This is a genomic window from Bacillus cereus group sp. BfR-BA-01356, assembly GCF_022663635.1.
GTDB lineage: Bacteria > Bacillota > Bacilli > Bacillales > Bacillaceae_G > Bacillus_A > Bacillus_A cereus.
The window spans coordinates 21,281-33,195 of the sequence record NZ_JAKUFX010000056.1 but is presented as its reverse complement, the minus strand read 5'-3'; the positions used below and the strand labels follow the sequence as shown (position 1 = coordinate 33,195).

The window sequence follows — 11,915 nt, the reverse complement described above, 5'->3', positions numbered from 1 at the left end:
ATTATCTAGAAATATCTTGAGACGTCCAAGTATTTTCTTTATTACTGGACTCTTATTAGAGAGTAAAACTAAGCCTGAGATAGGGCTTAAATATTAATATACGAGGGGAATGGCTCGTTATAAAAACGAAAAAGAAGAAAGGGAAAAAAGTGAAATTTAAGCCGTTGCAATGTGAAAAAGATTATATGAAAAAGAGAAATGAATAACAAAATACTTATTCATGCTGTTTTTATTCAACGATATTTTGCTGTTGATTTGAAATAGAAAAAGGTAAACGAACATATTAGCTTTATGGAATATGTTTGTTTACCTTTTTTTGAGAGATTTAATAATTGGGGATTATTTACTGCCTAATGAATTTATAACATTCAATGAATTTGTTCTTCATAAACATTAGATTTTGTGTCAAATGATTTATACATTGCCGAAACACCTATGTATATTTTATTCTACAGTATTTATAAAAGAATGTTGGCTATTCATAAGAAATATGATTGGCACGGTTTTTGCTTGTATTACATGTAAGGAAGGGAGATTGTATGTAAGGAATCTGTACTCGTAATAGTATAAAACAAGCTACTATTGCATTATTAATCATAGTTGTATTTATAGGGGAACTGTAAATACATACAAATAAGTGGTTTTTTTGATTTTAAAATTCTGAATTTTCATTTAAATAACTAGAGGGCAATGGTATGGTTAAATATTCGAAAATTTCTAAGTGGATTCTTGGTGTTGGACTAGTGACAATAACATGTAATGGTTTGCAAATTCAAGCAGAGACAAAAGAGAAAAATGTGAAGAACGTATTACAAATGGAGCCGGTAGGAATACAGAAATCTGTTGATGAATTGGCGCACCCTTCAAAAGTACAAGAAAATGAATCTTTTACAAAACGGTTAAAATTAGCGGATTTATCGCAGCGTCCACTAGCACCAACCGATAATATTAAGCCGTTAGCTGAAGAAAAAAAGTATTCGATGGCTGAGTTAAATCAATTAAATAATAAACAATTAACTGATCTTCTTGTGACAATTAAATGGTATCAAATTCCGGAATTATTTCAGTTTAATAGTGATAGTCTTAAATTCTATCAAGATGATAGCCGAATGCAAGCGATTATTAATAAACTAGCAGAACAAGGACAAGCTTATACGCAAGATGATTCAAAAGGGATTGAAACATTAGTAGAAGCTCTACGTGCAGCGTTTTATTTAGGTTTTTACCATGATGAATTAAGCAAACTAAATGAGCGTAGCTACCATGATAAATGTTTACCAGCTTTAAAAACAATTGCAAAAAATCCAAATTTCAAACTTGGTACATCAGAACAAAATAAAGTAATTGCATCATATGGAAAATTAATTGGAAATGCATCAGCAGATGTTGAAACGGTTTTATATGCAGGTGAAATTTTTAAACAATATAACGATAATCTTGCAACTTTCATTGAAGACCGAACAAAAGGAGACGCTATATATGAGTTGATGAAGGGAATTGACTTTGATATTCAGACGGATATGTACACGACTGGAAAAGAGCCAAAAGATACGATGTGGTTTCGAAATATTGATAACTTTATTAATGAAATAAATCGTTTTGCACTACTTGGTACAGTAACAAATAAAAACGGATGGTTAATTAATAATGGAATTTACTATGCTGGCCGATTGGGCAAGCTTCATAGCACGCCCACAAAAGGACAACAAGTTGTTACAGATGCAATGCGAATTTATCCATATTTAGGAGAGCAATACTTTGTTGCGGCAGAACAAATTACTACAAATTATGGAGGAATAGATGCGAATGGAAAAACTGTAAATTTAGATCAAATTCGAGAAGAGGGTAAAAAGAAATATTTACCGAAAACGTATACGTTTGATGATGGTGCAATTGTCTTTAAAGCTGGGGATAAAGTTAGCGAAGAGAAAATTAAACGTCTATACTGGGCGGCAAAAGAGGTGCGTTCTCAATTTTATCGTACAGTTGGTAGCGATAAACCACTTGAAAGTGGACATGCTGATGATGTGTTAACGATGGTTATTTATAATAGCCCAGATGAGTATCAATTTAATCGTCAACTGTACGGATATGAAACGAATAATGGTGGGATTTATATTGAAGGGACAGGGACTTTCTTTACATATGAACGTACACCAGAGCAAAGTATTTATAGTCTGGAAGAATTGTTCCGCCATGAATTTACGCACTACTTACAGGGAAGGTACGAAGTTCAGGGATTATGGGGCCAAGGGGAAATGTATCAAAATGAACGTTTAACATGGTTTGAAGAAGGGAATGCAGAGTTCTTTGCAGGTGCAACGCGATTAGATAGTGTAGTACCGCGAAAAAGTATAATTGGTGGGTTATCTAATGATCCTGCAAAACGTTATACAGCATCACAAACATTAAATGCGAAATATGGAACGTGGGATTTTTATAATTATTCGTTTGCACTGCAATCATATATGTATAATAAGCGTCCAGAAATGTTCGATAAAGTACATGATTTAATTCGTGCAAATGATGTTTCAAGTTACGATGCATACCGTGCTACATTAAGCAAAGATAATCAGTTAAATGAAGAATATCAATCTTATATGCAAATGCTTATTGATAATCGCGATAAGTATACAATTCCACAAATATCAGATGAGTATTTAACTCAGCATGATCCAAAATCGCTTTCGGACGTTACTTCAGATATTACGAATGAAGCGAAATTAAAAGATGTGAAAGTAACAAAGAATACATCACAATTCTTTAATACATTTACACTACAGGGTACATATACAGGAAGTGTGGCTAAAGGAGAAGTTGAGGACTGGAAAGTGATGAATGAAGCAACAAATGATATGTTGAAACGTCTTTCAGGAAAAGAGTGGACTGGATATAAAACATTGACTGCTTATTTTGTAAATTACCGTGTAAATAATGCTGGGCAATTTGAATATGATGTTGTGTTTAGCGGAGTGAATACGGAAGAAGGTACGGCTGTAGAAAAAGAACCAAATAATTCATTTGAAACAGCAAACCCACTATCTTTGAATATTTTGTTAAGAGGAACCTTGAGCGATCAAGATCAGGGGGATAAATTTGTTATTGATGTAAAGGATCAAAAAGATTTACAAATTTCTGTTACGAACGAACAAAATCTTGGACTGAACTGGGTATTATATTCTGAATCAGATTTAAATAATTATGTAGCTTATGCAACAAAACGTGATGGAAACAAATTGCTTGGAAATTATAATGCAAAGCCAGGGAAATATTACTTAAGTGTATATAAGTATGGTGGTGGAACAGGGAATTATACGGTACAAGTAAAATAGTTTACTATAGTTTGTTTTGAAAGGCTGCTTATTACATTTTTTAGCAAAATAAAGTATTTAATGTTAAACATTAAACTAATTCAACATATCCCTGTTCTAATTAGAACAGGGATATGTTGGCTTTATATTTTTAAATTAAATAACCTCATTGGATTTTGATAAGAAAATAATTAATATAGATTTGAATTCTCATTCGTAAAGCATGTTTTAATCTTCTTAATGCTCTTTCATTTTTGTCTCAATGCTTGTTTTCAAATCAGTTGATACTTGATTGAAATACCCCAAAACGATCTCCCTAATATCATCGGATATAACTTTCAAATCACTAGCTAAGTTTTCAGCGAGATGTTCTTTTTCTATTGGCTGTAACTTCGTATAAAATTCACCAGCTTGTGTAAAGTCATCCTGTTTCGTTATAGAAGCTCTTTCAAGTTTACCTTCAACGTACCTTCCTTCACCGGTTGTAATTTGATTAGCAGGTGTCCAATCTTGCTGCTGGTTAATCGTTAATTTGCGAAATTCGGGACCAATTCTTCTTCTTTGTGAATCACTGTAAATGTTAGCGCGCCCTTGCAGCATTTTATCATCTGATAACTCAGCGCCTTCTAGCAAATTAGAAGGAGAGAAGGCGACTTTTTCTACTTGTTCCATAAAATTTTCAGGATTTTTATTTAATACCATTTTCCCGACTGGTATGAGAGGATACGTCTGTTCATCCCATACTTTTGTGTCATCTAAAGGATCATAAGAAAGGTGCGTTTCATCTTTCGGATCCATGAGCTGGACGTATAAACCATACTCCACTGGTTTACCATTTTCAATAGCATCATATAAATCTTTCCCGCTATAATCAGGATTTTCGGCAGCTAGTTTAATTGCTTCTTTACTAGTAATGTATTGTACACCTTCAAACGGGTACCAATGATACTTTACATACTTTCGATTACCTTCCGCATTTCTCCATACATATGTATTAACACTATGTCCTGGAATGTGGCGAAGACTTTTGGCCGTACCATTATTAGAGTATAAACGGACAACAAAATGAATAGATTCAGGTGCTTTAGCGACAAAACTCCAAAATCTATTCGGGTCTATTAAATTATTTTTAGGTGAAGGCAATAATGCTTGAATCGTTTCAGGGAAACGCATCGGATCGCGAACAGAAAAAACAGGAATGTGATTACATAAAAGGTCAAAAATGCCTTCTTTTGTATAAAATTTTGTAGAAAAACCGCGTACATTTCTAGCAGTATCCGGTGTTCCTTTCGTACTAACAGCTAACGAAAATCGCACCATAACAGGAACTTTTTCATTAGAATTTTGTAAAAAACTTAATTTAGTATGTTCAGACATCGAATATATTGTTTGAAAATAACCGAACGCACCAAATCCTTTTACATGAACAGGTCTTTCTAAAATTTTTTCATGAATAAATTGTTGTAATGACTCATGCAGTACACTATCTTGCTCTAGTACGGGTCCACGTGAACCAACTGTTTGAGAGTGAAATTTAGCTGGTTCAGTAAGTTCTCGATGTTTATTAAAGTCTTCTTCTAATAATTCTTTCCTATGTTTATCATATTTTTCATTCATCGATATAGCCTCCAAATTTTTTCGTCGATTGTTACTAAATATGATTTTATAGTCTCGATTATGTATGACATACAAAGTTCAAAGCAGTAACATACCGCTAGATGAAAAAAACACATATGTAGTGGACCTGTTGAAATAGAAGAAATTATGGAAAAATGAATATCGGGAAGAGAAAGCACACGTTTTAATAAAAAATGTGGAAGAAAACCACTATTAAAGTTTCAATCTTAAAACTTAATTTATAAACGATTATATAGAGAATGAACGTTAAAAAAGGAAAAATAACTAGGAGGAATTTAACATGTCGGATTGGTTTCAATTAGATAAAGAATATATGATGTCTACATATTGTCGGACAGAGGTTGCAATGGAAAGAGGAGAAGGATGTAAACTATATGATGTAGATGGTAAAGAGTATTTAGATTTATTTTCTGGCGTAGGAGTAAATGTACTAGGATACAATCATCCTAAAATTGTACAAACGACAATGGAGCAAGTTGTGAAATCGTTGCATTTACCGTTTCATTTCTTAAACCCAGTTGCAATTGAGTATGCAAAGAAATTAGTAGAGTGTACTTTAAAAAGCGGAAAAGTCTTTTTTACAAACTCTGGTACGGAAGCGACAGAAACGACATTAAAATTAATTGATAAATATAGATCTATTGCGAATGAAGAGCGTGACGGAGTAGTTGTGTTAAAAGATAGTTTTCACGGGAGGACGTTAGGGGCACTACATTTTACGAGACAAGAAAAGGTATATCAAAATTTCCCTAAAACATCTATTCCTGTATACGAAGTAGAGCGTGAGAATATAGACCAATTAGAGGAGACCATTATTAAAGAAAAACCAATTGCGATTATGCTAGAGCCTGTTTTAGGAAGTGGGGGAATTTATCCTTTATCAAGTAAATATTTGCATGGTGTTCAAAATTTATGTGAAAAATATAATGTACTTCTTGTCGTTGATGAAGTTCAAAGTGGTATGGGTCGAACGGGAAAACTATTTGCTTATCAAAATTTTAATATCACACCGGACATTATTCAAATTGGTAAAGGAGCAGGAGGCGGGATACCGCTAGGAGGAATTATTGTAGGTGAAAAGTTATGTGATGTATTTTCACCAGGAGATCACGGGACAACGTTTGCTCATTCATCAATGGGAACAGCTTTAGGTTTAACGGTATTAAATACATTACTTGATGATGGGTTAATGCAAGAAGCTTATGAAACGTCACTATATTTGAATGACAAACTGCAAGACATTCAGAAAGAAAATTCTTATTATATACAGGAAGTGCGTCATGCTGGCATGATGTTTGGAATTAGTCTGAATGATACGAATGAAAATGTGAAGAAATTACAGGTTGAGCTAATGAATAAAGGAATGTTAGTCGATGTAACACAAGGGAATATTATTCGATTACTTCCGCCGTATATTATTACGAAAGAGGAAATTGACGCATTTATGAATCAGTTTATTATTTGTTTAGATAAAGTTGCTGCTGTAGTAAGTGCTTAAAAATTAAAGCTATATTTTATATAAAGTGCACTCTAATTGTTGGGGATAGTTTACAATTGGGGTGCATTTTTTATAGTTGAATTTTGTAAAATACAGTCGTTTGTATATGATAACGGAAAAATAGAAGGAATTTCGTTATATTTGAGTGGTGAAGAAAAGGGAAAGTAAGTATAAAGATAGTAGATAAAGCAGGTGGTTTAAATAACTAATGATAGAACGTTTTGAAAATAATAGCATACGAATATATAAATAATAAGAATGAGGTGATATATTGGAAAATAATGATATTCAATTTACTTCTTTACAAATGAGAACGGATAAATATGGTTGGGCTAGTATTCAATATACAAATAAAAAGCAGGCTATCTTATATACTCAAAATAGAGGAGTAGAATGGGATGTTGTCAATCCTCTTAATTCAATTGTATTATTTGGGTATCCAATAAACGCTCGAAGCTCTTGGGCATATGGTTTAACAAAAAAGAATGACGATTTATTGCCAGCTATATTTTATACAGTTAATAGAGGAGAAAGGTGGAGTGAGTTTATTTTACCGGTTGAAGAAGATTGGGAGAAATCGACTGATGTTCAAGTACAATTGCATGCTACGAATATGGATAGTATATGGATTGTATTATCTAGAAAGCTCGCATCAAATAAATTTGAACATAATTTATACTATTTGAAAACGAAAGGGAAAGTTTGGAAAGTAATAAAAAATATAAGTATTAGTGATAGTATTTCAGGGATAACATTTATAAACGATCTAATTGGGTTTATTTCATTACAAAAACATTATGAAACATCAACGGTATTTAAAACAATAAATGGTGGGGAAAGTTGGCATCCTATAAAAGATATTCCAAGTCTTGAAGGAATTAATAATGGGACTGCTATGGCTTATAAAGCAATCTATAAAAATAACTTATTAGTAATACCAACTAAAAAGAATGATGATGTATTTTTAATGAATTACTCATTTGATAAGGGGAATTCGTGGCATATTTCAAATAAAACAATAAATACTAGTAAAGTGGCTGTTTCGTTTTTTAGTTCCTATTATGGCTGGGTTATAAATAGTGAAAATGGAAGTGTGTATCAAATAATAAAAAAAGGAGCAAAATGGATTAAAGTATCAAGTAATCCATTGTTAAAAAATGTATTTTGTTTGCATTTTTTTAATCGGCGTAAAGGTTGGGCGTGTAATAAAAAAGAAATATTTACTACAAAAGATCGCGGTATAACATGGAAAAAGGTAGTATATAAAATTAATAATATTGATAAATTTATTTAAAAAAGTCCTAAAGAAATTAGGACTTTTTTTGTTTTTTATGGTGAGAGTTGTAACAAACAATGATAAGAGAAAGGAGGTAAGTGCAGAATTATATTTTTAAAAATAGACGTTTGTTTTCACACAGTATAATTCACTTTTGAATATGTTAATAAAGTAGCAAATTCATAGGAAATGGTAATACTTAATATTTTATGTCACATGATGTGTAAAGGGGGCGTGTAATGAAATCGTTAACGGTTATTATTTTGTACAGTGAAAGAGAGCAAATATTAGAAGAGTCAATTCAATCTATATGGAAGCTAAATCCTCTTGAAATTATAATTTTAGTTCCTAACGATAGAAGTAATTTGTATGAAATAGCAAAGAAACATAAATGCCATATTGTTTTGATGGATAAATATAGTACGTATTATGATGGGTATGAAGCTTCTGTAAAGGCAGCAAAAGGAGATGTATTGTTATTTGTAGATAGTAATTTTTTATTATCCACAAATGAAATGCAGAGATTTATTGAGCCAATTGTTACAAATCAAGCCGATGTAGTTTTAAATAAAATAGATAAATTGATAGAAATAGGTAAATGTCCAAATATGGATATTGTATGGAGAAAAATGTTAAATGAAATTTTAAGTCGACCAGATTTAAAAAGCAATTCAATACTTTCGTTACCATATGCGCTTACGAAGGAAGTAGTGGAAAATATCGGCTTTAATTATATGGAAGATATCGTTCTATCTCATATGAAGATTGTGAATCAAGGGTGGCGGATTAACGATCAATATGCAATCAATACGTTATCTAAAGATGAGACTATAGAGGAAGGAGGATATTTAATAAAAAAAGAGTTATCCAAAAATGAAAAAGAGAAAGTAGAAAGATATTTACGCGGTATAGCTAAATGGATAGAGAAAAAAGGAAGAAGAGTAGGGCTTACTGATGCAGGAAAAAGAAGAGATATTGTTCAAAAACTAGGTGAATGTAAGCGATACCCTTCCTATCATCAAGGGTGGGGAATGCATTCTTCAATTTATGATGGGAAGCAACTTTCTGTCATTATACCAGTACAAAATGAAGAAGAGACTATAGAACAAGTAATACTTGAGGCGAGAAAAATAGAACCACTAGAAATCATCGTCGTTGTAAATGGTTCGACAGATCAAACGGCTAATATTGCTAAAAGACTTGGTGTTACTATTATTGAATATAACGAACGACTTGGTCATAATGTTGGACGTGCTATTGGAGCGCTTGAAGCTACAGGAGATATTCTTTTATTTATTGATGGTGATTTTAGTGTTTCAGGAAGTAATTTGCATCATTTTACAAAAGCAGTTTCAGCTGGTGTAGACATAGCATTAAATGATTTGAATCCGATGTTACACCCTCCGTTTTATGTTGTAGACGTCGTAAAATATATGCTTAATTTAGCATATAATCGTCCAGAATTAAGCAATGGCTCATTAGTAGCAATTCCACATGCTATGAGTAGATCATGTTTAGATGCAATAGGCTGGGAAAGCTTACTATGCCCTAGTCTTGCACAAGTAAAAGCAATATTACAAGGGTATAGAGTAGAATGTGTACATTACGTTGATGTTGTAAAACCGAATAGAATTCGTTTAATGGAGAATGTAAGTCACAATGGGCATCCTCCGGCAGTATTAAGAATCATTGGTGATCACGTTGAAGCTCTCTCTTACTTGATAGAACAACTTGAAATGGATGGAAAGGGTGATTAAACTGTTAGACCAGTATAAAATAATTAACATTTCATATGAACAATTATGGCAAATGGATTTTCAAATTACAGAACCATTTATACTCAAGGTTGATTGGGATAAAGTAACGTATGAATTTTTAATTCGTATTAAGCCCGATGCTTCTAACACTATTGTTTTTGGATCCGGAGCAGGTGGGTTTCAAGAACAGCCAATTGGTCCACCTATTTTTCATCGACATTCTTGGATGGATGAATTTGAAGATACTGTTATATATTATAATGACCCTACGTTATATCTTGGAAAATTATCTTTAGGTTGGGGACAGGGAGAGTTAAATAGATTTTATTTACAAGATATAGCAAATATTTTAGAAATAGTATTTGTAAAGTTAAAAGTTGATTCGAAAAATGTGTTGTTTTATGGCAGTTCTGGGGGAGGATTTATGTCTTTAATTTTAGCTGGATTCGTTAAGGGCTCCACAGCTTTCATTAATAATCCTCAAACAAATTTATTAAAATGGATACCTGTACCAATAAATCTAGTTTTCGATTTGTCTTATCCAAATTTATCAAGAGAAGAAGTTGAAGAGAAATTTGGTGAAAGAATTAATGTTGTGAAATTTTTTAATCACATTAAATATGTACCGAATATTTATTTTTTGCAAAATTTCGCGTGTGAATTTGATGTGCAAAATCATTTGCTACCATTTATTTCCGAATTAGAGCAACTTGATAAAGACACGGAAGTAAATCAAATTATAATTGACTTATATTTTGATAAAAAAGCAGGGCATGCAGCTGTAGGGAAGAGTGAAACAATTGAATATATAAAAAAAGTAAAACCTAATCAGACTGTAAAAGAAGAACCAAAAGAAGTGGACCTATCAGTTGTTATAGTTTTAGGAGAAGAAAAATCAAAATTGAATCAAATTTTAAATAAAGTGCAGCATATAAAACCACTAGAAATTATTATTGTAGCTGATGATAGAATGAGTGCGATACAATCTATACCAACATTTGTTGAAAGTAACGTTGTTGTGATTGAGGAGAAAAGTAAATGGAAAGCACCAGTTCATGGGGCAAAAGTCGCCAATGGTGATGTAGTCTTATTTTTAAATGGAGAAGATGTTATTTTTTCGGTAGAATTAGAACGATTTATAGAACCGCTACTAAAAAAGGAACAGGATGTAATTTTAAATAATATAGACTCGGTTTGTTTTGAAAAGATGAGAGTAGAATGGCCAAGCATTGCTATGGTGTATAAAAAAATAGTAAACGATGTATTGGGGCGTATGGATTTAAAATATGATTCGATGTTATCTATGCCATATGCTATTACTAAAAAAGCAATTGAAGACATTGGATATGATATCTTGCAGAACCCTATTCTGTCCCAAGTAACTCTTATTGAGAAAGGGTGGCGACTACAATCCTCGTCAGCCATCACTAACACCTCCTTGAATAATATGCCCGCAAACAAAACCTCTTTCTATAAAAATGGATTAACTAAATTAGAAGTATATGAGATTAAAGAAAATATAAAAGCTTTGGAGAGTTGGTTACAACGAAAAGATGATAGAGGTAATTATACAGATGGAGGAAGAAAAAGAGAAATTATAGAGCAGTTAAAAAAACAAAAGAATTATTCACGTTTCCATAAAGGATGGGGAATGAATTCCTCTATTTATAATGGAAAACAGTTATCAATTATTATACCAGCACAAAATGAAGAATCAACGATTAAAGAAGTTATTCTTGAGGCAAGAAAAATTGAACCAAAAGAAATAATTGTTGTCATTAATGGGTCAACAGATCAAACAGAAGCAATTGCTAAGCAATCAGGGGCAACAGTAATTGTTTATGAAGAAAGATTAGGGCATGATGTAGGACGGGCAATTGGTGCACAAGAAGCGACAGGAGATATACTTCTCTTTATTGATGCTGATTTTGCTATTCCAGCAAAAGATCTTCATCCGTTAACGCAAGCTGTTGCGGATGGTGTTGATATGGTTTTAAATGATTTAAATTTAAATCTTAGATTTCCTCTATATATTGTAAGTTTATATAAATATATGTTGAATATTGCTTGTAACCGTAAAGATTTAGGGGTAGGATCTACAATTGCTGTTCCCCATGCTATTAGTAGAAAATGTTTAGAGGGAATTGGCTGGGACACTCTTCACACAGCGTGTGTTGCACAAGTAAAGGCAATATTAGAAGGGTATAAAGTCGAATGTCTCCATTTTGTAGATGTAATGAAACCAAATCGTATTCGGCCACAAGAGCATTTTGCGACGATAGGACATCCACCAGCTGTATTGAGAATTACTGGGGATCATTTAGAAGGACTTTCATATTTATTGAAGAATAAGGATTTTAAAGATTTATTTTAAAAGGTAAATTTGTCTATTGAATGAGTAACTTAAACATTTCATTTATGCAACTTGACGATAT

Annotated in this window: 6 protein-coding genes; 5 read left to right on the top strand and 1 reads right to left on the bottom strand. The window is 32.3% G+C overall.

The features are described from left to right. The first annotated feature begins 695 nt into the window (after nucleotides 1-695). Nucleotides 696-3,332, top strand: a complete 2,637-nt coding sequence (colA, locus tag MR168_RS18560) for a collagenase ColA (RefSeq protein WP_242291442.1) — start codon at nucleotides 696-698, stop codon at nucleotides 3,330-3,332. Between the two features lie 216 nt (nucleotides 3,333-3,548). Here the strand turns inward: colA and MR168_RS18555 are convergent, their stop codons facing one another. Continuing rightward, nucleotides 3,549-4,928 (bottom strand): catalase, encoded by a 1,380-nt coding sequence (locus MR168_RS18555; protein ID WP_001003614.1) that lies wholly within the window; start codon nucleotides 4,926-4,928, stop codon nucleotides 3,549-3,551. A gap of 301 nt (nucleotides 4,929-5,229) precedes the next feature. Between MR168_RS18555 and MR168_RS18550 the strand changes: the two genes are divergently transcribed. The 4 genes from MR168_RS18550 (at nucleotide 5,230) to MR168_RS18535 (ending at nucleotide 11,854) form a co-directional block, all read left to right on the top strand. Beyond that, nucleotides 5,230-6,447, top strand: coding sequence for an aspartate aminotransferase family protein (locus MR168_RS18550; RefSeq protein WP_001286474.1), 1,218 nt, complete (start codon nucleotides 5,230-5,232; stop codon nucleotides 6,445-6,447). A 271-nt stretch (nucleotides 6,448-6,718) separates the two neighbouring features. Beyond that, nucleotides 6,719-7,741, top strand: coding sequence for a hypothetical protein (locus tag MR168_RS18545; RefSeq protein ID WP_000429609.1), 1,023 nt, complete (start codon nucleotides 6,719-6,721; stop codon nucleotides 7,739-7,741). A 221-nt stretch (nucleotides 7,742-7,962) separates the two neighbouring features. After that, entirely contained in the window at nucleotides 7,963-9,480 is a 1,518-nt protein-coding gene (locus MR168_RS18540; protein WP_242291441.1) for a glycosyltransferase, read from the top strand. 52 nt (nucleotides 9,481-9,532) lie between these two features. Then, nucleotides 9,533-11,854 (top strand): glycosyltransferase, encoded by a 2,322-nt coding sequence (locus tag MR168_RS18535; RefSeq protein ID WP_140159346.1) that lies wholly within the window; start codon nucleotides 9,533-9,535, stop codon nucleotides 11,852-11,854. Nucleotides 11,855-11,915 lie beyond the last annotated feature (61 nt).

Coding starts and splice junctions, on each gene's coding strand:
- colA (WP_242291442.1), top strand. CDS start 696: ATGGTTAAATATTCGAAAATTTCTAAGTGGATTCTTGGTGTTGGACTA.
- MR168_RS18555 (WP_001003614.1), bottom strand. CDS start 4,928: ATGAATGAAAAATATGATAAACATAGGAAAGAATTATTAGAAGAAGAC.
- MR168_RS18550 (WP_001286474.1), top strand. CDS start 5,230: ATGTCGGATTGGTTTCAATTAGATAAAGAATATATGATGTCTACATAT.
- MR168_RS18540 (WP_242291441.1), top strand. CDS start 7,963: ATGAAATCGTTAACGGTTATTATTTTGTACAGTGAAAGAGAGCAAATA.
- MR168_RS18535 (WP_140159346.1), top strand. CDS start 9,533: ATGGATTTTCAAATTACAGAACCATTTATACTCAAGGTTGATTGGGAT.